The sequence below is a fragment of the Acinetobacter sp. XH1741 genome (assembly GCF_041021895.1).
Lineage (GTDB): Bacteria > Pseudomonadota > Gammaproteobacteria > Pseudomonadales > Moraxellaceae > Acinetobacter.
Map to the genome: position 1 here is coordinate 1,898,052 of NZ_CP157428.1, position 23,387 is coordinate 1,921,438.

General features: G+C 38.9%; 22 protein-coding genes. 6 read left to right on the top strand and 16 right to left on the bottom strand.

Going from position 1 to position 23,387, the window contains the following annotated elements:
- Positions 1–192: 192 nt before the first annotated feature.
- The 3 genes from ABLB96_RS09055 to ABLB96_RS09065 all read right to left on the bottom strand — a co-directional run bounded on the left by ABLB96_RS09055 (position 193) and on the right by ABLB96_RS09065 (position 2,403).
- Positions 193–1,035, bottom strand: coding sequence for a zinc-ribbon and DUF3426 domain-containing protein (locus tag ABLB96_RS09055; protein ID WP_348897854.1), 843 nt, complete (start codon positions 1,033–1,035; stop codon positions 193–195).
- Between the two features lie 13 nt (positions 1,036–1,048).
- The gene (gene prmA / locus ABLB96_RS09060) at positions 1,049–1,954 is read right to left on the bottom strand and encodes a 50S ribosomal protein L11 methyltransferase (protein WP_348897855.1); all 906 of its coding nucleotides are present in this window, start codon (positions 1,952–1,954) and stop codon (positions 1,049–1,051) included.
- Positions 1,955–2,109: 155 nt separating this feature from the next.
- Positions 2,110–2,403: a hypothetical protein gene (locus ABLB96_RS09065; protein WP_348897856.1), complete on the bottom strand. Its 294-nt coding sequence runs from the start codon at positions 2,401–2,403 to the stop codon at positions 2,110–2,112.
- Positions 2,404–2,635: 232 nt separating this feature from the next.
- Here ABLB96_RS09065 and mnmG point away from each other — a divergent pair, with 232 nt between their 5' ends.
- On the top strand, positions 2,636–4,516 hold the full coding sequence (gene mnmG, locus ABLB96_RS09070) for a tRNA uridine-5-carboxymethylaminomethyl(34) synthesis enzyme MnmG (protein ID WP_348897857.1): 1,881 nt from the start codon (positions 2,636–2,638) through the stop codon (positions 4,514–4,516).
- Between the two features lie 386 nt (positions 4,517–4,902).
- On the opposite strand, the gene ABLB96_RS09075 is transcribed toward mnmG, so the two are convergent.
- The gene (locus ABLB96_RS09075; RefSeq protein ID WP_348897859.1) at positions 4,903–5,910 is read right to left on the bottom strand and encodes a WYL domain-containing protein; all 1,008 of its coding nucleotides are present in this window, start codon (positions 5,908–5,910) and stop codon (positions 4,903–4,905) included.
- A 225-nt stretch (positions 5,911–6,135) separates the two neighbouring features.
- Between ABLB96_RS09075 and ABLB96_RS09080 the strand changes: the two genes are divergently transcribed.
- Genes ABLB96_RS09080 through ABLB96_RS09095 form a run of 4 tightly spaced genes read left to right on the top strand, consistent with a single transcriptional unit; the run spans position 6,136 to position 9,838 of the window.
- Positions 6,136–7,686, top strand: coding sequence for a circularly permuted type 2 ATP-grasp protein (locus ABLB96_RS09080; RefSeq protein ID WP_348897860.1), 1,551 nt, complete (start codon positions 6,136–6,138; stop codon positions 7,684–7,686).
- 22 nt (positions 7,687–7,708) lie between these two features.
- Positions 7,709–8,305 (top strand): alpha-E domain-containing protein, encoded by a 597-nt coding sequence (locus ABLB96_RS09085; RefSeq protein ID WP_348897861.1) that lies wholly within the window; start codon positions 7,709–7,711, stop codon positions 8,303–8,305.
- Positions 8,306–8,307: 2 nt separating this feature from the next.
- Positions 8,308–9,087: a transglutaminase family protein gene (locus ABLB96_RS09090; protein WP_348897862.1), complete on the top strand. Its 780-nt coding sequence runs from the start codon at positions 8,308–8,310 to the stop codon at positions 9,085–9,087.
- 16 nt (positions 9,088–9,103) lie between these two features.
- Complete coding sequence (locus tag ABLB96_RS09095; RefSeq protein ID WP_348897863.1) at positions 9,104–9,838, top strand: proteasome-type protease; 735 nt, start codon at positions 9,104–9,106, stop codon at positions 9,836–9,838.
- 58 nt (positions 9,839–9,896) lie between these two features.
- Here the strand turns inward: ABLB96_RS09095 and alr are convergent, their stop codons facing one another.
- The 12 genes from alr to ppsA form a co-directional block, all read right to left on the bottom strand.
- Entirely contained in the window at positions 9,897–10,967 is a 1,071-nt protein-coding gene (gene alr / locus ABLB96_RS09100; RefSeq protein WP_348897864.1) for an alanine racemase, read from the bottom strand.
- Between the two features lie 32 nt (positions 10,968–10,999).
- The gene (gene dnaB / locus ABLB96_RS09105; RefSeq protein WP_348897865.1) at positions 11,000–12,445 is read right to left on the bottom strand and encodes a replicative DNA helicase; all 1,446 of its coding nucleotides are present in this window, start codon (positions 12,443–12,445) and stop codon (positions 11,000–11,002) included.
- A gap of 201 nt (positions 12,446–12,646) precedes the next feature.
- Positions 12,647–13,093 (bottom strand): 50S ribosomal protein L9, encoded by a 447-nt coding sequence (gene rplI / locus ABLB96_RS09110; RefSeq protein WP_004700828.1) that lies wholly within the window; start codon positions 13,091–13,093, stop codon positions 12,647–12,649.
- Positions 13,094–13,101: 8 nt separating this feature from the next.
- On the bottom strand, positions 13,102–13,329 hold the full coding sequence (rpsR, locus tag ABLB96_RS09115) for a 30S ribosomal protein S18 (RefSeq protein ID WP_000090661.1): 228 nt from the start codon (positions 13,327–13,329) through the stop codon (positions 13,102–13,104).
- An 11-nt stretch (positions 13,330–13,340) separates the two neighbouring features.
- Positions 13,341–13,724: a 30S ribosomal protein S6 gene (rpsF, locus tag ABLB96_RS09120; RefSeq protein ID WP_004700831.1), complete on the bottom strand. Its 384-nt coding sequence runs from the start codon at positions 13,722–13,724 to the stop codon at positions 13,341–13,343.
- A gap of 181 nt (positions 13,725–13,905) precedes the next feature.
- Positions 13,906–14,784, bottom strand: coding sequence for a heme o synthase (cyoE, locus tag ABLB96_RS09125; RefSeq protein ID WP_348897866.1), 879 nt, complete (start codon positions 14,782–14,784; stop codon positions 13,906–13,908).
- A gap of 10 nt (positions 14,785–14,794) precedes the next feature.
- Entirely contained in the window at positions 14,795–15,124 is a 330-nt protein-coding gene (locus tag ABLB96_RS09130) for a cytochrome o ubiquinol oxidase subunit IV (protein WP_348897867.1), read from the bottom strand.
- The gene (gene cyoC, locus ABLB96_RS09135) at positions 15,124–15,744 is read right to left on the bottom strand and encodes a cytochrome o ubiquinol oxidase subunit III (protein WP_348897868.1); all 621 of its coding nucleotides are present in this window, start codon (positions 15,742–15,744) and stop codon (positions 15,124–15,126) included. The genes ABLB96_RS09130 and cyoC overlap by 1 nt, the downstream gene beginning before the upstream one ends.
- Positions 15,745–15,748: 4 nt before the next feature.
- Positions 15,749–17,740 carry a cytochrome o ubiquinol oxidase subunit I gene (gene cyoB / locus ABLB96_RS09140; protein ID WP_348897869.1) on the bottom strand — a complete coding sequence of 664 codons (1,992 nt, stop codon included), beginning with the start codon at positions 17,738–17,740 and terminating at the stop codon, positions 15,749–15,751.
- A gap of 3 nt (positions 17,741–17,743) precedes the next feature.
- Positions 17,744–18,796, bottom strand: a complete 1,053-nt coding sequence (cyoA, locus tag ABLB96_RS09145; RefSeq protein ID WP_348897870.1) for a ubiquinol oxidase subunit II — start codon at positions 18,794–18,796, stop codon at positions 17,744–17,746.
- 315 nt (positions 18,797–19,111) lie between these two features.
- Entirely contained in the window at positions 19,112–19,867 is a 756-nt protein-coding gene (locus tag ABLB96_RS09150) for an RDD family protein (protein ID WP_348897871.1), read from the bottom strand.
- A 64-nt stretch (positions 19,868–19,931) separates the two neighbouring features.
- Positions 19,932–22,319: a phosphoenolpyruvate synthase gene (gene ppsA / locus ABLB96_RS09155; RefSeq protein WP_348897872.1), complete on the bottom strand. Its 2,388-nt coding sequence runs from the start codon at positions 22,317–22,319 to the stop codon at positions 19,932–19,934.
- A gap of 147 nt (positions 22,320–22,466) precedes the next feature.
- Here ppsA and ABLB96_RS09160 point away from each other — a divergent pair, with 147 nt between their 5' ends.
- Positions 22,467–23,303 carry a pyruvate, water dikinase regulatory protein gene (locus tag ABLB96_RS09160; protein WP_348897873.1) on the top strand — a complete coding sequence of 279 codons (837 nt, stop codon included), beginning with the start codon at positions 22,467–22,469 and terminating at the stop codon, positions 23,301–23,303.
- Positions 23,304–23,387: the final 84 nt, after the last annotated feature.

A 23,387-nucleotide genomic window follows, 5' to 3' on the forward strand; every position in this document is an offset into this window, starting at 1 on the left:
CCCTCAAAAACAAAAAAAGTTAGGCTATGCGCTTAATGTAGAAAAGCACACATGCTTAACAGTATTTTTTTTGGATTGAGAGCGAGGAGTATATGAGTCAAAGCTTTCGTGGCGCGTATCATACCATTGTCTAGGAAAAAGTGAGCAAATTAACTGCATTTTTTTTTATTTTTTTTTCACTTTTTTTACAAATTAGGGGTGGACAATTTCTAATCGATAATTTTGTAGGCTTTTTTTGCTTTTATTTAAGTCAAATTGAAATCTAAATGGTGTATTAGTCGGGATGCGTTGAATACCACGTAAATTTTCAACCAAGTATTGCTTGGGTGTAAAAATGATTTCTTCTTGATCAGCTTCTTTACCAAAGCTGAGTTTTAAGTTGGGCAATTCGATACTTTTGTTATTTTTGTTGATAAGAACACCTGAAACTTGAGTATGTTCCATATCAATTCTGCGTAGCTTTACCTTTTCTATATTAAGAAGTTCATATTGTTCAGCCGGCTTACTGCAATGCAATATTTGACAGACATAATTAAATGCATGGCTAATTGCAGGACTCTGTTGCATAAGTTTAGGATTAAACCAGAGAATCTGAAAAGTGAAGACCAAAATCAGGATCAGATTCGCAGAACTCCAAAGTGTATAGTATAACCAACTATGCTTTTTACCATTATCTTGTTCAGGTGAGTTTGCTTGCTCAGCTAAATTAAGGTTAGGAAGTGCATTGATCGGTTCGTTGTGGAAGTAATTTAAATTATTTAAATAAGTCAAAAGATCAATATTAGAGTTTTCAACTTTTTGATCAAAGATATCTAATACATGAGAATGCGTCATATATCTTGTTTGAATAGAGCCATCTGCTAAAACAGACGAGTTTGATATTTCTGGTTGTTCAACATTGACCAAGTTGGTAAGTGCATTAAAATTTAAATTACATTTAGGGCAACAAACCATACCCTGAGCAACAGTTAATTGGGTAAGAGAAACTTTATAAACTGTTAAACACTTAGGGCAGCGGGTTTGTTTTTCATTCATGAGTTAAAAAATCTCAATTTATTGTTTTACGTTTTCCTGAAATGCGGCACCAATTTTCTTCGCGCTTTTCGACATCTAATATATCAAAAAATTCAGAATAAACACCTGAAACATCAGCAACTTGTTCTTCGATTACACCAGCAAGTGCGAATTCGCCATCAGATTTAAGTAATTTTGCAAACTCTGGCGCAAGTGCCATTAACGGACCCGCTAAAATATTTGCTACTAAAACGTCTGCTTGTTGTGGTTTGAATTCTTGATCAAACTCTTCAGGAAGTCCAACATATAATCGGTCTAATACGCCGTTGAGCTCAGCATTTTGTTTTGTTGCTAAAACAGCTTGTGGGTCAATATCGGTCGCAAATACTTTTTTGGCGCCTAATAATAAAGCTGCAACACCTAAAATGCCTGAACCACAACCATAATCGATTACGATCTTATCTTTAACATCAGTTTTACCTAACCATTGCAAGCATAAGAAAGTACTTGCGTGGTTACCAGTACCAAAAGCAAGACCTGGGTCAAGTTTAATATTTGTTGCATCTGCTTCTGGTGGCACTAACCATTCAGGTACGATCCAGAATTTTTCCCCAATTTGAATAGGTTCATAATAATCCATCCATGCGCGTTCCCAAACTTGATCTTCAAGCTCTTCATGGCGCATAGGAGTATCTGGAAGCTGAGCTTTTAAGAAAGCTTCTAAAGTGTCAACATCAATTGGGTCTTGTTCGTCTTGTTGATAGATACCTGTAACAATAACTTTATTCCATAGCGGTGTTTCACCTGGTAATGGTTCAAGTAGAGCCTGATCTTCGGCATCATCCAGAGTTACGCTTACCGCACCTAGAGACATTAAAAGTGTTTCTGTGAATTCAACTTGTTGTTGATCAACGGTAATGTGTATTTGTAACCACTTCACGAAAAGGACCTAAAATTTTATTTAAAGGCGTATTGTAGCCCACTAGAGTGGTTTAAAAAAGAAAACGGCCCATCTTTAATGGACCGCTTTTGAAAATGATGATGTGGCATATAAGAAAATAATGTGATTTCTTTATGCTTTAAGTCAAAATTATATTAAGGAGCAGGGGCCTTAAATTGTAATTTGCCGTTTTCATTTGGTTGGCAAGTACCATTAAAGGTTGCGCCATTATGACTATAAGATACCCAGTCGCCCTGACGTTTTTTAGCACAAGCTCTCAGCTGTTTTTGCATCTCCGATTTGCTTGACTCAGCAGCATGATGAGCTGTTTTACTTGTTTTAGCAGTGTGAGTTGATTTAGCAGTATGGTTAGTGGCAGCGTGGGTCAACGTTACGCCTGAAAAACAAAGGAGAGATGCGGTTAAGATTTTTAACATGGTACTTTTCATTTTGTGTTCCTTCTCGTTGCGTTAATTCTAAAGTGATAGAAGTGCTGTACATTTTTTATTCTAAAATGAATTTTTTTAAAAAACACTCACTTTGTATTGAATTCATGCAACAAAATGTCAAAACATGTGGTGTAGCGTAAATCATGTGTCGACAATTTTGTAATTATGTACATCATTAAGTAGATAATTTTGATATAATGTTCCGTCTTTTTTTTCTGGTGTTTTTGTACTCATGCACTATCCTAAAGTTTATGATGTTATCGTTATCGGTGGCGGTCACGCAGGTACGGAAGCGGCACTTGCTGCGGCGCGTATGGGACGACAGACTTTGCTTTTGACCCATAACATTGAGACTTTGGGTCAGATGAGCTGTAACCCAGCAATTGGTGGTATTGGTAAATCACACTTAGTCCGTGAAATTGATGCTCTTGGCGGTGCGATGGCATTAGCTGCCGATAAAGGTGGTATTCAATTCCGTATTTTAAACTCGCGTAAAGGTGCAGCAGTACGTGCAACACGTGCTCAGGCTGACCGTGTCCGCTATAAAGCTGCGATCCGTGAGACTTTAGAAAACCAAGCAAATCTTGATATTTTCCAACAAGCAGCTGATGACCTGATTGTTGAAGGCGATACTGTTAAAGGTGTTGTTACCCAAATGGGTATTCGTTTTGATACCAAAACTGTTGTGTTGACTACGGGTACATTCTTGGGCGGTGTGATTCACGTTGGTTTAGAAAAATCAAGCGGTGGTCGTGCAGGTGATCCACCTTCTATTGCACTTGCTCAGCGTCTTCGTGAACTAAAACTACCAGTAGGTCGTTTAAAAACGGGTACACCACCGCGTATTGATGCGCGTTCAGTTGACTTTTCAGTGATGATTCCGCAGCCGGGTGATTTCCCATCACCAGTGATGTCATTCATGGGTGATGCTTCTATGCACCCTGAACAAGTAAACTGTTATATCACTCATACAAATGAAAAAACTCACGATATTATTCGCGGTGGTTTAGATCGTTCACCTATGTATACCGGCGTTATTGAAGGTGTAGGTCCACGTTACTGTCCTTCAATTGAAGACAAGATTCACCGTTTCGCTGATAAAGACTCGCATCAGGTATTTTTAGAGCCTGAAGGCCTGGATACACATGAGCTTTATCCAAATGGTATTTCGACTTCTTTACCATTTGATGTTCAATTTGAGCTTGTACGCTCAATTCGTGGTATGGAAAATGCCCATATCCTGCGTCCAGGTTATGCAATTGAATATGATTACTTCAACCCACAAGCTTTAAAATTTACTCTAGAAACCAAAGCAATTAATGGTTTGTATTTTGCAGGGCAAATTAACGGTACAACCGGTTATGAAGAAGCAGGTGCTCAAGGTTTACTTGCTGGCTTAAATGCTGCACGTCGTGCTTGGGAACAAGAAGAATGGACACCTAAACGTGACCAGGCGTATATGGGTGTATTGGTTGATGACCTGATTACTTTAGGTACTAAAGAACCGTATCGTATGTTTACTTCACGTGCGGAATATCGTTTGATGTTGCGTGAAGATAATGCCGATCAACGTTTAACGACTATTGGTCGTGAACTTGGTTTGGTCGATGATGTTCGTTGGGCTGCTTATTGTGAAAAAATGGAAGCAGTTGAGCGTGAAACCTCTCGTCTACAGCATTTGTGGGCAGCACCTAACAACCCAATGGGTAAAAAGTTTGTTGAAATGACAGGTGCTGACTTAAGTAAAGAATGTAGCGCGATTGACTTGCTCAAACGTCCTAATATTAGCTTTAGTCAAATTGCAGAACTTACAGGTTCAGAAGTTTCACCACAAGTTGGTGATCAAATCGAAATTGCTGTTAAGTATGAAGGTTATATTAACCGTCAGCATGAAGATGTAGCTCAATTGAAGCGTCTTGAAGAAACCAAAATTCCTGCCGATTTTGATTATGATGTCGTTTCTGGTTTGTCTCGTGAAATTACTCAGAAGTTGAAAACTGTTCGCCCAGAAACATTAGCTCAAGCGAGCCGTATTCCGGGTGTTACACCTGCCGCAGTTCAACTGGTCATGATCACAATTCGTAAAAATAATATGACGAAAAAAACAGCTTAATTATTTAAGCACGTAAAAAAGCTCAGTTCAGACTGGGCTTTTTTATTTTCTGATCAAAAAATATATGGAAACTTCCTAAGGAAGAAAATAGATTTCGCTTCCTTTTTTTCTTATTTCACACGTTTTAAATGCTCAGTTATATTGAACTCACATTCAAACAAGAGGGCTTTAACTATGACAATGAAATCAATTCGCTACAATGGATATGAAATGGCATGCCAATGCTCATGTTCAAAATAGCGCAAAAAAAAGAGCAGATCAGTCGTGGTGGGGGAGAACATATTGATCTGAACACAACTAAAAATATAAATGCCAATATAAAATTAAGAAAATTATAATTCAAAATCTAAAGAGAACCTTCTGGTTCTCTTTTTTATATCTACTTACTATTTATGATCTGGCTCAATTTCACGTACAGCATTGTGTACTTGAATTGGTTCAATATGCAGCAGTTTCTTACCATAACTTCGTAACCACCACACTAACTGAGACGTAAATGGAACGGTTGCCGTAACTTCAACAATATTTTCTTCAATTGGAGTGATTGTCTGATCTTTGCTTAACTGACTTTCATAAAAAGTTTTAGCAGTTTGTTCTGTCATGGTTAAGGTAAGTTGAATAGATTCGGTAGGTTGGCTGTAATCTACTCTAAAACCTAAAGCTCCAGAATCAATATAGTGGTCAATATCAAAATTGACTGGATGAAGTGCACGACTTTCTAAAACCTTGGCAGATTTGAAGCGGTGTAATGCAAAGGTTTGTACTTCAGTTTTGTCATGTCGGGTGCAAATTAAGTAAATCACTGCACCTTTTTGCACCAAGGCCAACGGATTTAAAATATAAGTTTTATCTTCACCTTGATTCACACGGGCCTGATAAATACACTCAATTTGTTTGTCTTGTAATAAGCCTTCATAAATTGCTTGCTGGGCATTACGGTCGACTATCGGTGGAATAAGAGGCTGACTGGCCGGTACGATACGGACTCGATTAATCCATTGCCTTACATTGTTCTGTGTGGAAAGGCTACGTTTAGCAAGATCAAACCACGGCCCCATTTCATCGAGCAAGCTTGGAGGAAGTAAATGCTTGAGATGCTCCTCAACCATCATAAACGTTACTGCTTGAGAGCTTGTCATGTGCGGTAAGCTTTGAATTGGTGCATCTGATTGCCAACGCCAGCCTTGAGGGACGGCTTTATTACTTTCAATTGGAAAACGCTGAGCAATTTGATTTAAATCACGCTGAATTGTCCTTAAACTGATTTCAATACCTTCACGCTCAAGCATTTCTTGCAATTCTCGAGTCCCGATCCATTTACCGGTAGGAAGGCGAGATAGAATCTGCCATTGGCGATATAAACTATTTGAAGTTTCTTTTTCTATTACAGACATAAGCGTAATGCATCTACATCCAATTGCTTTGGTGTCAACACAATAAGAAAACTTTACACATTTGGCAAGTTTGTCAGATTCGGTTTATAGCTCCTTTTACAATCAATGCTAAAATTTAGAAGAAAGTAATAACAATGATATGCAATAAGTATTATAGATATATAAGTGGCACTGAAATTGCTTATTTAAAAATGAAATATAGATAAAACATAAGACGAGGTTGCTATGTCAGAACAAGAGAAAGACCTACAAACCGATATTGATTATTTTTTACAAGACCAAGCGGCCAATGCATTACTCAACCAGACCTCATTTATACAAAGTATTACTGTTCAAACAAATTTATTTGAACAGCTCAAGTCTCAGTTTTTTAATGAGATGTTAGATGATATGACTTCAAATGGGGCGGCTTCTAAAAAAATTGAGCAATGGTTGAGTATCCGTACTTTAGATGAGCTTAAACAATTAAATAAGGAAGCCAAACAACATTTTCTCTATCACGGTATTACCTTTAATGTATATGGTGATAAAGAAGGTGCAGAACGAACCATTCCTTTTGACTTAATCCCAAGGGTAATTGAAAAGAAACAATGGGAAAAAATTGCGGCAGGCTGTGCACAAAGAGTTAAGGCTTTAAATTATTTTTTAGATGATATTTATCATGGGCAACACATTTTAAAAGAGCAGTTAATTCCTGAAAATCAGATTATTTGTCATGAAGCTTTTCAGCCCCATATGCTCAAGCATACGCTCAAAGGAAAAATTTATTCCCAAATTAGTGGAATAGATATTATCCGTGACGGCGAGGGTGAGTTTTTTGTGCTGGAGGATAATTTGAGAACCCCCTCTGGCGTATCTTATATGCTTGAAAGTAGAAATATTAGTCAGAAATTAATGCCTGAGTTGTGTGCGGCGAACAATTTGCATGGAATTGAACACTACCCAAGCTTATTAAAAGAAATACTTCAAGAAAACTCAGAAGTTGATCAAGCTTTTATTGTGGTACTAACACCTGGGCGTTTTAACAGTGCTTATTATGAACATGCCTTTTTAGCACGGGAAATGGATGTACCACTGGTTACCAATAGAGATTTATTCGTAGAAAATGATCAAGTCTTTGTAAAAACGATTCGGGGACGTCAAAAAGTCGATGTGATTTATCGCCGTTTAGATGATGATTTTTTAGACCCTCTTGCGTTTAGATCTGATAGTGCTCTAGGCGTGGCAGGTCTAATGTCGGCTTATTTACAGAAAAATGTAGTGATTGCCAATGCACCGGGAACAGGTGTGGCTGACGATAAATCAATTTATCCGTATGTTGATCAAATGATCCAATATTATTTGGGAGAAACACCAATTCTGAAAAATGTACCTACCTATCAGTGCCGTGAAAAAGAACATTTAGACTATGTTCTAGCTCATTTAGATCAATTAGTGATTAAAGAGGCTCAAGGGTCTGGTGGATATGGCATGTTAATCGGACCTAAAGCGGGTTTATGTGAAATTGATGAATTTAGAAAAAAACTGATTGCTACACCACATGCATATATTGCACAGCCGACCTTGGCTTTATCTGTTGCACCAACTTTAACTACCGCAGGAGTGGCTGAGCGCCACATCGACCTACGTCCGTTTGTATTAAGTTCTCCTTATCGTACTGAAATTGTACCGGGAGGCTTAACTCGAGTGGCCATGCAGGCAGGATCTTTAGTCGTAAACTCCTCACAAGGAGGAGGGATTAAAGATACATGGGTTGTTGAATCACTCCATTCCTAATGGCTGGTTAAAGAGGAAATTTATGGTTTTACTAAATTCGAGTGCACACCATATTTATTGGCTGGGCCGTTATTTAATGCGTATTAAATTTGCTGTATCACACTTGCCATTTACAGATGATGAAAAAGCAACCCAATTTGCTGCTGCATTTGGTCTGGTGATTGAACAAGCAGAATTACTGAATTGCTATATGTTGGATACGAAACAAACATATTCGTTACTGAACCAGTTCCTCATTGCTAAGGATAATATTCAAGAATTAAGAGGTGTATTATCTTCGAGTGCTTATGCGGAATTGAATCATGCGATTAAGTCCATTCAAGCTTATCCTGATTCCTTAAAGCAGACTTTAGCTCAATGTAGCCAGATACTCGAGGCTGAACATGAGGATATAGTGTTATTTCTACATTTGGGACAAAAAGTAGAACAATTTGATATACAACTACGTTTCCAGCGAGACCTTACAGGGCTCGTACACGAGCTAGAAAAATTACTTCAACGGCTGAATGAATTAGGATGGGATCAACTAAATCAACCATGGCAATTATTAAAAGATCATCCCAATTGGGATGCTTATTATAATTTTACTCAGCAGCTGGAATATATGTTCGAGGCATGATTATGAAATTGATGGTGAATCATCAAACGCATTATAACTATACTGAAACTGCGAAAAACAGCATTCAGTATATTAAAATGATGCCTCAAACATCACTGCATCAACATGTTGTGAATTGGGCAATCAGTGTCCCGGGTGATAAGACACTTAAGAGAGATATTTTTAATAATGTGTGGTTAACGGCTACTCAGCGTTATGAATATCAGCATCTCACTTTTATGGCACAAGGTATAGTAGAGCTTTTAAATACAGAAATTGGTGGCGTCGATGTACCTATACCAATAAATCTATTTCTTCAAAGTACGCAAGTCACAAAATATGATTCCGAAATGTTGGATTTTGCCCAGAGAATTGTAACCGTCAAAGATCGACAGCATATCGCTTTACTTAGCGAAAATATTTTGCAAAAGATGCCATATCAACCAGATAGTACCTCTGTTGATACGATTGCTACTGAGGGTTTTCATGCAGGTCAGGGAGTATGTCAAGATCATGCACATGTTTTAATCGCTATGTGCCGTGCGTTACAATTACCAGCACGTTATGTCTCTGGTTATTTATTTGATCAAAACTATCCGCACCTTGCCAGTCATGCGTGGGCGGAGGTATTTTTAGATAATCAGTGGTATTGTTTTGATGTAAGCAATCAGTTGTTTACGCCAAAGCATCATATTTATCTTGCAGTTGGTCGAGACTATCTTGATGTAGCACCTATTAGAGGTGTGCGAGAGCAAGGTGGTATTGAAAATATGATGTCTGTGGTTCAAGTGCTGGCTTGTTGAATGTAAAGAGAACGAAATGACCTATTGTTGTGCGCTGAGATTAGAGCAGGGTTTAGTGTTTATAAGTGACACTCGAACTAATGCCGGGGTCGACCATATTTCTGTGTTCCGTAAGCTTCATACTTTCGGTGTGACAGGAGAGCGGTTTATTGCCTTACAAACAGCAGGTAATTTAGCCACTACACAAGCCGTTATCGGACATTTACAAAATGCGCTTACTTTACAGCAAGAGCCTAATTTATATAGCATTAATACAATGTTTGAAGTGGCTGACTTAGTCGGTAAAACTTTAAAAAATGTTTTGGAAGATATTAGTTCAGATACCCAAGAACAAATGAATTATGCCTGTAGTATTTTAGTGGGTGGGCAAATTAAAGGCGGCGATATGCAGCTCTATAATGTCTATCCGCAAGGTAATTTTATTTGTGCGACAACAGATACACCTTATTTTCAAATTGGTGAAAGTAAATATGGTAAACCTATTTTAGATCGAGCTTTATATTATGCGATGCCGCTAGATGATGCGTTACGTTGTAGTTTGATCTCATTTGACTCAACTTTGCGCTCTAATGTTTCTGTTGGTTTGCCATTAGATGCATTGGTCTATAACAGAGATAGTTTTGTGATTCCAATGGGTAAGCGTGTTACTGAAGATGACTCGTATTTTTCACAAATTAGTCGCCAATGGTCAGATACATTACGCCGTGGTTTGCAAGAAATGCCAAAACCTACAGATGATTATTGGCGTTAATAGGCACTTTAAATAAAAAAAATCCAAGCTTGCTTGGATTTTTTGTTTTCTTTATAGATTAAATACTTTGACGAACCGGGCGTGGGCTAAGGCGACAAAGCAATTCATAACCGATTGTTCCATTCGCATCGGCAACATCATCAACTAGGCGGTGTTTTCCCCAAAGTTCAACTTGTGTACCTAGTTTTACTTGAGTATTTGTGACATCAATTGCAATCATGTCCATACTTACTCGACCTACGACTGGGCAAAGTTTACCGTCAATAGCGACAAAATTTTGTTTGATATAAGCACGTGGATAACCATCTCCATAACCAATAGACACAATGGCAATATCCATAGCTTGTTGAGCACAAAACGTAGAACCATAGCCTACATGTTCACCAGCTTGAATATGATTTAATGCCATAACTTCAGCTGTAAAAGTCATGACAGGTTTTAAATCAAGGTCATGTACTGTTTTGTCTGCAAAAGGTGATGCGCCGTAGAGCATTACTCCTGGTCGAACATAGTCGAAATTTAGCTCTGGCCATTTAAAGATCGCAGCTGAATTACAACAAGAGGCTAAAACTGGATCACAGGCTTGTTTAATATGTAAAAATTGCTGTTTTTGCTGTTCATTTAACGGGTGATCAACATCTGCATTTGCAAAATGCATGGCAAGTACACACGTAAAGCCCTCAGACTTTAAGGTTTTAATCACTTCAATAATTTCTGGATCTTTAAAACCTAAGCGGTTCATACCACTATTAAGCTTAACCCATACTTTTAAGTCTTGAGCGATGTAGGCTTGTTTATGCTTAATTAACCATTCAAATTGTTGTTGATGGTGAATAACACATTCAAATTTGTGTTCAATTGCGATGGGCATTTCATCTTCAGAAAATACCCCCTCAATTAACGTTACTGGTTGCTTAAATCCGAGTTGTCGGATTTCTAAACCTTCTTGTAGGCAGGCGACACCAAAGGCATCTGAGGCATTTAAGGCTGCTAAACAGTCTTTGACTCCATGTCCGTAAGCATTAGCTTTTACCATACTTACGATTTTTGAATTTGCTGCGAGTTGTTTGACACGGTTTAAATTATATTGAAGCGCTTGGCGATCAATATAAACTGTTGCTTGACGCACCCTCATTTACTCCTTTGGGCTAGAGATAGAGCTTATTCTTCATCATCATATTGGCTGTAATACTCAGGAGAGAGATTACTAAATCGAGTATATTGACCTTCAAAGGCAAGACGGACAGTACCAATAGGACCATTACGCTGTTTACCAATAATAATTTCCGCAGTGCCTGCTTCTTTAGATTCTTTGTTATAAACTTCATCACGATAAATAAACATGATTAAGTCGGCATCCTGTTCAATCGCACCGGATTCACGTAAGTCAGACATTACTGGGCGTTTGTTTGGACGGTTCTCTAGGCTTCGGTTAAGCTGGGAAAGTGCAATAACAGGACATTGCATTTCTTTCGCCAAGGCTTTTAAGCTACGTGAAATTTCCGAGATCTCTCCCACACGGTTATCACCCATGCCTGGAACTTTCATCAGCTGTAAATAGTCGACCATAATACAGCCGATTTTCCCGTCATGCATTTTTGCAACGCGACGAGCACGCGCACGAAGCTCTGTTGGTGGTAGAGCAGAAGAATCATCGATATATAAATGCATTTGTTGAAGTTGCAAAATGGTACCGGTAACCTTGGTCCATTCATCAGCATCTAAGTTACCCGAACGTAGATGTCCTTGGTGAACTTTACCCATTGCTGAAATAAGACGCATCGCAATTGAGTCGGCTGGCATTTCCATAGAGAATACGAGAGCAGGAAGCTTATTGTATTGTAAAACACTTTCAACCAAGTTCATGGCAAATGTCGTTTTACCCATAGATGGACGTGCCGCAACAATAATTAAATCGCCTGGTTGCATACCCGAAGTTTTATTATCAAGCTCTAAGAAGCCTGTAGTTAAACCCGTAATATTTCCATCAAGTTTTGAAAGCTCATCTAGTTTGCTAATAACATCAGCAGTTACAGAGCTGATTGCTTTAGGGCCAGAATCTTTCTTATTGTTATTATGCTGTTCTGCCAAAGAGAAAATACTGGTTTCTGCTAAATCTAAAATTTCACTTACACCACGACCTTTTGTGTCATAAGCATTTTGTAAAATTTCAGTACTTACTTTGATCATGCTGCGTAGCGTAGAAAATTCTTTAATTTTCGTTGCATAAGTTTCAAGGTTGTAGAAACTTGAAGGGGAGTCAGCCATAAGCTGCATCAAATATTCTTCGCCACCAATTGCATTAAGTAAATTTTGTTTTAATAACCAATCATTGACTAAGACTGCGTCATATGGGGAATTTTCCTGTGCTAATTTTTCAATTGCACGATAAATATATTTATGACGAGTGGCATAAAAATCATTTTCTTTGAGTAAATCGCTGACTTGTTCAAAAGATTCAGCAACTGTCATCAGCGCAGCAAGCACCGCTTGCTCAATAGCTAAATTGTGTGGGGGAGTGCGAAACTCTTTAAGTTGGCCTGATTCACTCGACTTATTTTCTGTTGAAGGTGAAGGGGTTAAAGAAGTGGCATTCGCCTGAGACATAATTAGACCTGATGATAAAATGTGTGCACAAAAAGGGTTTTAAGCCGAGAACTATCTTAAAACAAAACTAAATAAACTACCTAATTAAAAAACCAATTAAACTGAAGAACTGATCAGGAATTAATATATCTAATTTTATTTCATAAATTTAAGAGATAAAAAAAGAGCATGCGTAAGCATGCTCTTTTTTTTGATGAGAAATTACTCAGATACGATAGTAACGAGAACTTCTGCAACAACATCATGATGCAATTGGATTGCGATGTTGAATTCACCAGTGTGACGAAGCGCACCGTTTGGTAAACGAACTTCTGCACGGTCAACTGTAAGACCTGCATTCGTTAACGCGTCAGCGATGTCACGAGTACCGATAGAACCGAAGAGTTTACCTTCGTCACCAGCTTTAGCAGTGATAACGATGTTAACTTCGTTCAATTGTTCAGCACGTGCTTGAGCAGCAGCTAAAATTTCAGCTTCTTGCTTCTCAAGTTCAGCACGACGAGCTTCAAAAGCAGCAGTGTTAGCTTCAGTAGCTGCAACTGCTTTACCTTGAGGGATAAGGAAGTTACGGCCGTAACCAGCTTTAACTGATACTTTATCGCCTAATTTACCAAGGTTCTTAATGCGTTGTAATAAGATAACGTCCACAGATCACCTCACTTATGGTTGTCAGTGTACGGAATCAAAGACAAATAGCGAGCTTGTTTGATAGCAAGTGCTAATTGACGTTGATAACGAGCTTTAGTACCAGTGATACGGCTAGGAACAATCTTGCCGTTTTCAGTGATGTACTGTTTTAAAGTGTCGATATCTTTGTAGTCGATGTACGCAACATTCTCAGCTGTAAAGCGGCAGAACTTGCGACGACGGTAAAAACGTGCCATTGATGTTCTCCTTATTCAGCTTCTTGAGCAACTTGCTGTGCTTCTTCACGTTGAGCTTTACGCGCACGCTTTTCTTCAGCACTCTTAGCAAGCAATGACTCTTCAGTGATTGCGTGTTCACGACGAATGATAAGGTTACGAATGATCGCGTCGTTATAACGGAATAATTCTTCTAACTCATCAAGCGTAGCTTGACCACATTCAACATTCATAAGAATGTAGTGTGCTTTGTGAATTTTGTTAATTGGGTAAGCCAATTGACGACGGCCCCAATCTTCTAAACGGTGAATTTGACCTTCAGCTTCTTTGATCTGAGAGATATAGCGTTCAACCATACCTACAACTTGATCGCTTTGGTCTGGATGTACCAAAAGTACGATTTCGTAATGACGCATTGTCAGCTCCTTACGGTTTAAACAGCCCCTAAAAAATTAGAAGCAAGGAGTCATAGCTAAAATAATAATAGCTACGTCGCAAAAAATGCGAAGGCTGAATTATAGGTAAAAATTAGACTAAAAACAAATCTTTTGATGAGAAAAATGAAAAACTTGTTCGGAGGAGGTAATCCTCCCTTAATTAAAAGAGAGGAAGATTTGGAGCAGGGGATTGATAGGTAAAGCTAAAACTCAAACTTAACAAAGTAATTAGGATTACTGAGTAAAGGAAAAAACGCTTAGCCCAAAGTTGGTCGTTTTCAGCTTTAAATCCAATAATTGATAAATAAAACCAATATGCAGTCAAAGCATTAAAGGTAATTAAAAAGAATACATTGGTATAGCCAAAACAATATAATCCATTTAAAACTGCTGCAAATAAAAGGATATATATTACACATTCAATTTTCGTACGATAAATAGAACGTGCCACAGGCAAAATTGGAATTCCTGCATTTTTGTAATCATCAAAACGATAAATCGCAATTGCCCAAGAGTGGGGCATTTGCCATAAAGCGTATGCTAAAAACAAAAGCAAGGCTGCTACATCAAATTGATGAGTTACTGCTGTGTAACCAATAACAGGAGGACTCGCTCCGGAAATACTACCAATGACGGTCTGATGGATTGAGGTACGTTTTGTCCACAAACTATAAAAACCGACATAGACAACAAAACCAATTATTGCAAATAAAAATGCATAACCATTTACACCAAACCACAAGATGCTAAAACCAATTGCTCCAAGTACGAATGCATATATAAGTGCAACAGTAGGAGATATGGTTTTTTTGACAAGTGCGCGGTTTTGAGTGCGCTGCATTTTTGTATCAATATCTTGATCTATGACGTTATTAACAACACATCCTGAAGCAACAACTAACGTTGTTCCAATGAGGGTGAGTAATAATAACAAGATGTCTATAGAGCCTTGGGCGGCTAAGAAGAAGCCGCCCAAGGTGGTAATGAAATTACCGAAGAGAATTCCTGGTTTAGTCAGGAATAAATACTTTTTCAACATGACAATCAGTTTAGATCATCATATTGTAGTGAAGGTAATTCATAATCCACACAGAACCAATCAATAGTACAGCGATACATAGGATTGTGTAGATAAATGCAATCATATTCCAGCGTTGTTCAGATGATGTATTCATGTGTAGGAAGTACACAAGTTGTACAAGAACCTGAGCAACGGCAGTAAGTGCAATCACTGTCATTAAAAGACCGCGGTTAAAACCACCTGCCATTACCATTCCGAATGGGATGATGGTAAGGATTACAGATAGAATAAAACCTACAGTGTATTGCTTAAAGTTACCGTGTGACGCACCAGCAGCATTATGCTCATGACTACTCATTAGAGAACTCCCAGTAAGTAAACGACGCTGAATACACAGATCCAAACGATGTCAAGGAAGTGCCAGAACAAGCTTAAGCAAGCAAGACGACGTGTATTCGGTAAAGTCAAACCTTTAGTTTTGATTTGATACATCAATACTAACATCCACACTAAACCAGAGGTTACGTGGATACCGTGTGTACCAACCAAAGTAAAGAAAGACGACAAGAATGCACTATGAGTTGGACCGTGACCTTCTTCTACAAGGTGATGGAATTCATAGAGTTCCATACCGATGAAGGTTGCACCAAATAGGAATGTAATAAACAACCAAGTGATCACTTGATTTACATTCTTTTTATAAGATGCAAGTACAGCAAAACCGAATGTTACCGATGAAATCAATAAGGCAAATGTTTCAGTTAACACATAGCCTAATGATTCATGGAACAGTTTATATGCACTTGGAGTCCCTTCTGGAACATGACTGTTTAATACAGCGAACGCAATGAAGAGTGATCCGAAAAGAATCAAGTCACTCATCAAGTATGTCCAGAAACCAAAGACCGTTAAGTCTGTATCATCATGTTCATGATGACCATCGTGGCCGTGGTTGTCGTGATGAAGTACTTCAGCCATTTCCTTAGTCCTTCTTCAAGTGTTTTTCAAGTAAAGCATAGCGTTCGTTTTCAATACGCTCAACCTCAGCAGCTGGAACATAGTAATCAACATTCTTAGTGAATGAGCTTACGATCAAGCTAACAACAGCTGAAACGAATGAAACAACAACGAGCCACCAAACATGCCAAATGAGTGCAAAGCCAAGAACTGTAATGAACATTGCAATGACAAAACCAGCAGCACGATCAGTCGGCATGTGGATGTCTTCATATTTAGTGTTACGTGCGTATGCTACACCATTTTCTTTGTCAGTCCAGAAACGGTCAACACCGCTTGCATCTGGTTCATGCGCAAAGTTATAGAATGGAGCAGGGGAAGAAGTTGCCCACTCAAGTGTACGAGCATCCCATGGATCGCCTGTAAGGTCCATGTTGTCCTTGCGTTGCAAGAAACCAACGATGATTTGCATTAAGAAACATGCAATACCAATCGCAACAAGAACGGCACCAAATAATGCAATCGCAAGGTATGGGTCCCATTGAGGGTTGTCATATGTATTCAAACGACGAGTCATACCCATGAAACCAAGGATATAAAGTGGCATGAATGCAAAATAGAAACCGAAGAACCAGAACCAGAATGCAGCTTTACCCCATGCTTCATTGAGCTTCCAACCAAACATTTTTGGCCAGTAGTAAATGATGCCGGCAAACATACCAAACACCACACCACCGATAATTACGTTATGGAAGTGAGCGATCAAGAATAATGAGTTGTGTACAAGGAAGTCCGCAGGTGGAACAGCCATAAGTACACCAGTTAAACCACCAATACCGAATGTTACAAGGAAGCCAAGCGTCCATAACATTGGAGTAGTAAAGGTGATGCGGCCCTTATACATGGTGAATAACCAAGAGAAGATTTTCACACCAGTAGGAATCGCAATAACCATGGTCATGATACCGAAGAACGCGTTAACGTTCGCACCAGCACCCATGGTGAAGAAGTGGTGAAGCCATACAACGAACGCAAGAACAGTAATCGCGATAGTTGCATACACCATAGACTTGTAACCGAACAACGCTTTACGAGAGAAGGTTGCAACGATTTCTGAGTATAGACCAAATGCTGGTAATACCAAGATATATACTTCAGGGTGACCCCATGTCCAAATCAAGTTCACATAAAGCATTGGGCTACCGCCAAGCTCATTTGTGAAGAAATGGAAGCCGAAGTAACGGTCTAGAGTAAGCATTGCAAGCGTACCTGTTAATACAGGGAATGATGCAATGATTAGTACAGCCGTACAAAGTGAAGTCCACGTGAAAATAGGCATGTCCATTAATTTCATGCCAGGTGCACGCATTTTGATGATGGTAACGAAGAAGTTAACACCAGATAAAAGCGTACCTAGACCAGAAACCTGAAGTGCCCAGATATAGTAGTCAACACCTACACCAGGAGAATATTGAATGCCAGACAGAGGAGGGTAAGCCATCCAACCAGTCGCAGCAAATTCACCTAATACAAGTGAAAGCATCATCAAACCAGCAGCACCAGCGAATAACCAGAAGCTTAAAGAGTTTAATAATGGGAAAGCAACGTCGCGAGCACCAATCTGTAAAGGTACAGAGATGTTCATCATACCTACAACGAGACCCATTGCTACGAAGAAGATCATGATGACACCATGTGCGGTGAAGATCTGGTCATAGTGGTCAGGATGTAAATAACCTTCGCCGCCGCCTTTAGCGAGGAAAAGTTGTAAACGCATCATGATCGCATCGGCGAAACCACGCAAAAGCATGACAACAGATACGATGATATACATGATACCAATCTTTTTATGGTCTACAGTAATAAACCACTCGTTCCACAAATATCCCCATTTTTTGAAATAGGTGATACCGCCAAGCACTGCAATTGCACCAATTGCCATAAGGACCATGGTGACAAGTACGATTGGCTCTGTCGGGATAGAGTCCCAACCCAGTTTACCAAAAATCATATCCATGTCTTATTCCCCTTGAGCAGCGTGTTCAGCTGCAGCATGAGTGTCAGCTGTTGCATGTGCAGCAGAGTGGTCAGCACCATGATAGTTACTCATATACCGGTTGATAATTGTTTCAAACAATTGTGGTTCAACTGAAGAGTAATAAGTCACAGGGTGTGGCTTAGTCGGGAACGGTTTCATCGCTTCTGCTTTAGCAAGCGCTTCTTGGTCACCAGCAGCTTTAGCACGATTTACTAAATGCTCGATTTGGTGCTTAGAACGGTCGCCATCACGTAAGGTTGCCAATTCAGCTTGGTCAAGCGTAGTTTTTTGAACTGCTTCTGGATTAATAGTCGAACCATTACCTGCTTTAACAGCTGCTACCCATTCGTTAAATTGTTGCTCTGTAACGCTATGCGCTTTGAAACGCATTTGAGAGAAACCATAGCCTGAGTAGTTAGAAGAGAAACCACGATATACACCAGTTTCATTTGCTAACAAATGAAGGTGAGTTTGCATACCTGCCATTGCGTAAATCTGACCACCTAACTGCGGAATGAAGAATGAGTTCATTGTGAAGTTAGACGTGATTTTGAAACTTAACGGAGTTTTTTCTGGGAAACGTACTTCGTTAACAGTCGCAATGTTTTGTTCAGGATAAATAAAGATCCACTTGAACTGTTCAGCAATAACCTGAATAGTTAAAGGTGCTTTATCTGATTCTAAAGGACGGTATGGGTCATACTTGTGGGAACCCCACCAAGTTAACCAAGCTAAAATACCAATAATAATGACAGGGATACCCCATACTACAACTTCAATTGCAGTTGAGTGTGCCCATGTAGGTTTATAGTCTGCATCTTTATTTGACGCACGATATTTCCAACCAAACCATAATGCCATGATGATTGATGGAATCACCACAAGTAACATTAAATAGATCGCAGTCATCATAAGGTCACTTTGACCTTGACCAACTGGACCTTTAGAGTTTAGAAGTACCATATCACCACCACACCCAGTCAAAAGTGCGGCAAGCGTTGATAAAGACAATACAGCTAAAATCGTTTGTCTCATTTTACAACCTCGGTGAAGAGTCCCATTCCCTAATTAAATATGGGATAGCGATTAAAGTGTCGCATGATTGAGAACGCTAGTCTTAAAGTTTAGACTTCTCAATCATGTGACACCGCTACGTTGTAGGGCATTATGCCTCATATCGACAAACTAAGCTACACATAAAGCAGCTTGAAATAATTGTTTTAAAACCCGATTTTTTTTGTAGGGTATTGAATCTGCATAGAGCTTTTATTTAAATATCAATTCCCTATAGAAAAAAGGAGGCGGGGTGCCTCCTTTTTTTTAGACTTTAAATGAATGAGTCATTCACACTCATTTGATCACTTTTGTTCTTGCAATTTTGTCATGTAGAGCTTGTCTTTTTTGCCCTAATGCAAAAGCATAGTCAATAATTGTACTAATAGGCATAAACAGTAAGTTCAAAATAATGAAGACGATACTTCTTAATAAGAAGATGCGTGTTAGATTAACTTTACCATTCGTTTCGGCATCAACAATTTTAATTCCAACAATTTTTTTACCAATACTTTGCCCGAATTTGGTCAACATGAAAGCTTGAATAGCGAGCATTATTACTACATAAAGTAACATTGTATGCCATGCTTCAATTGGGATGAGTGTAAAAAGCTGTTGTTGAAGTTCAGCTGCTTTAGTTGATGCTACTTCTGCAGATTGCATCTGCTTTTGTAACTCAAAAAGTTGTTTATATTGAGCTTCGTTAAAGAAAAATGAAGGTATAGCTGCAATAGGAAGCCAAAGTAATAAATCAATAATTTTTGCAAGCGCACGAGAGGGAATTGAGGCAAGTTCATGTGTTTTAGTTTCTACACGAATTTGCTGAATTGTCTCATTGTAAGGCGTGTTTATATTTGCTGAAAAAGCAGAATAACCTGTAGGTTGATATACAAGTTTACCTTGGGTTAATTCTCCTAAAGCTTTCCACTCTGTCATGCCTTCATGCCAAGCTAAATCAGTCAATAAAACTTGTTGGCTTGCCAACATTTGATTTAGTTGTTCTAAGGTATAAGGCCCAGCTTGTTGATTATTACGTGCCAAGTAAATTTGCATAAGTAAAAATTCTCTATTCTAAAGATGAAAAAAGACCCACGGATGGGTCTTTTTCTATAACAAATTAGATTTGCTTGATTTTTTCTTCAGCAAGGAAGAACCATGTATCTAAAACCGAATCAGGATTAAGCGACACTGATTCAATACCTTGTTCCATTAACCATTTTGCAAGATCAGGATGGTCAGATGGCCCTTGACCACAGATACCCACATATTTACCTGCTTTACGACAAGCATGAATCGCCATAGAAAGAAGAGCTTTTACAGCAGCATCACGTTCATCAAATAGGTGAGAAACAATACCTGAGTCACGGTCAAGACCAAGTGTTAACTGAGTTAAGTCATTAGAACCGATTGAGAAGCCATCGAAGTGCTCAAGGAATTGTTCAGCTAACAACGCGTTAGTTGGTAATTCACACATCATGATAACTTTTAAGCCGTTCTCACCACGTTTTAAGCCATTTTGAGCAAGTAACTCAATTACGCGTTTTGCTTCAGATACGGTACGTACGAAAGGAATCATGATTTGGATGTTGGTTAAACCCATTTCATCACGAACTTTCTTAAGTGCACGGCATTCGAGTTCGAAACAGTCACGGAAGTTATCAGATACATAGCGGCTTGCACCACGGAAGCCCAACATTGGGTTTTCTTCTTCTGGCTCGTATAACTTACCACCAATGAGGTTTGCATATTCGTTTGACTTAAAGTCAGACATACGAACAATGACAGGTTTGTCAGCAAATGCAGCTGCAAGTGTTGCAATACCTTCAACTAGCTTTTCAACATAGAATTCTACAGGTGAAGCATAACCAGCTGTGCGGGTCATTACGGCAGCGCGAGTTTCACGAGGCAAGCTTTCAATGTTGAGAAGAGCTTTCGGGTGTACACCGATCATGCGGTTAATAATGAACTCAAGACGAGCAAGGCCAATGCCTTCATTTGGAATTTGAGCAAAGTCAAAGGCACGGTCAGGGTTACCTACGTTCATCATGATTTTGAATGAAAGCTTAGGCATAGATTCAACAGAGTTACGTTGAACTTCAAAATCTAATGCACCTTCATAGATGAAACCAGTATCACCTTCTGCACAAGAAACGGTAACTTCTTGACCATCAGTTAATACTTCAGTTGCGTTACCACAACCTACAATTGCAGGCACACCCAGTTCGCGGGCAATAATTGCAGCGTGACAAGTACGGCCACCACGGTTAGTGATAATAGCAGCTGCACGTTTCATTACTGGTTCCCAATCTGGGTCAGTCATGTCTGATACAAGTACGTCACCGTCTTGTACTTTATCCATTTCTTTAATTGAGTTAACAATACGGACTTTACCAGAACCGATACGTTGACCAATTGAACGACCTTCACAAAGTACAGTACCTTTTTGTTTGAGTAGGTAGCGTTCCATTGTGCCGACATTCTGACGACTCTTTACGGTTTCCGGGCGAGCCTGAACAATATAGATTTGACCATCGTCACCATCTTTTGCCCACTCGATATCCATTGGAGCACCATAGTGCTGTTCAATAATAAGTGCTTGCTTAGCTAACTCTTGTAATTCGTGGTCATTTAATGCGAATTGTTGACGCTCTTGTTTTTCAACGTCTACAACAACAACTGATTTACCTGCTGAACCTTCTTCACCATAAATCATTTTTTGGTGTTTAGAACCGAGGTTACGGCGTAATACCGCATGTTTACCCGCATTTAATAATGGTTTAGAGAGGTAGAATTCGTCAGGGTTAACGGCACCTTGTACAACCATTTCACCTAAACCGTAAGATGCAGTAATAAATACAACATCACGGAAACCAGATTCTGTATCAAGGGTAAACATTACACCCGCAGCGCCAGTTTCAGAACGAACCATACGCTGAACACCAGCAGAAAGTGCAACAACGTCATGATCAAAACCTTGATGCACACGGTAAGAAATTGCACGGTCGTTATATAAAGAAGCAAATACTTCTTTGATGGCAATAAGTACGTTCTCAATACCGCGAATATTCAAGAAAGTTTCTTGTTGACCCGCGAAAGATGCATCTGGTAAATCTTCAGCAGTTGCAGATGAACGAACGGCAACCGCGATATCAGGGTTGCCGTTAGAAAGTGTTGTAAAAGCGGCGCGAATTTCTTGTTCTAGGGTTGCAGTGAGTGGAGTCTCTACAATCCATTGACGAATTTTAGCGCCTGTTTCTGCAAGTGCATTTACGTCATCAACGTTAAGCTGTGCAAGTTCTGCTTGAATTCGAGCGTTAAGACCGCTTTGGTCTAAGAACTCACGATAGGCCTCAGCAGTTGTTGCAAAACCACCAGGTACCGATACACCAGCATTTGATAAATGGCTGATCATTTCACCCAAAGATGAGTTTTTCCCACCTACGAGTTCGACATCGTGTTTCCCTAATTTTTCTAGACCGATTACGCGCGCTTCCAAAGTTTTCACTCCACTTTTGCAGTATTAATGTCTATCTTGGCATGAAATTAAAAAAATAAAGTGCTTAGTTGAGAATTTTACTAAGCGACAGTCATGTAAGATCAGTTTACTATAAAGATTATATAGCACTAAGACAAATGTTTAAGGAGAATTTTAATGTCAGAAAGTAAACAGTATAAGCGGAGTGTTTTTTTTATTTCTGATGGAACTGCAATTACTGCCGAGACTCTTGGACATTCGTTATTAGCCCAATTTCCTAATGTAGATTTTGATATTCACATTATGCCTTATATCACAACTGAAGAAGCTGCAATGGCGGTTGTGGTTGAGATTAATCAATGTCAAAACAGAGATGGGTGCTTACCATTAGTATTTGATACGTTAGTTGATCCGCATGTGCGAGAAATCATTAATACGGCTAAAGCAGTTAATTTAGATGTGTTTGAAGGATTAATTAGTAAGCTAGAGCAAGAACTAGGAACACCACCAACAACATTGGTTGGACAAACACATGCGGTAACCGATTCTGAATATTATAAAGCCCGTATTGATGCTGTTCATTTCGCACTTGATAACGATGATGGAGCACGTACTCGTCATTATGACAAAGCTGATTTAATTTTAATTGGTGTGTCTCGTTCTGGTAAAACACCGACCTCGATTTATCTATCTTTACAGTTTGGTATCCGTGTTGCTAACTATCCTTTAACAGAAGAAGATTTAGATGATAACCGTCTGCCGGCTGTACTTAGACAGCACCGTAGCAAACTCTTTGGTTTAATGATTGATGCGGAGCGTTTAGTTGCGATCCGAAGTGAGCGTAAAGCAAATAGTCGATATGCAAGTTTTAGTCAGTGTCAAATGGAATTAAGAGCGATTGAAGGTATTTATATTTCTGAAGGAATTAAATATTTAAATGTAACGGAAATGTCAATTGAAGAAATTTCTACTCGTATTTTACAAATGACTGGTTTAAAACGTCGTATCGGTTAATTAAATCAAATATTTATTTTAACCATTCAATTTGAATGTTGTTGATATGAACAAATTGAATGGTTTAAAAAATAAAACACAATA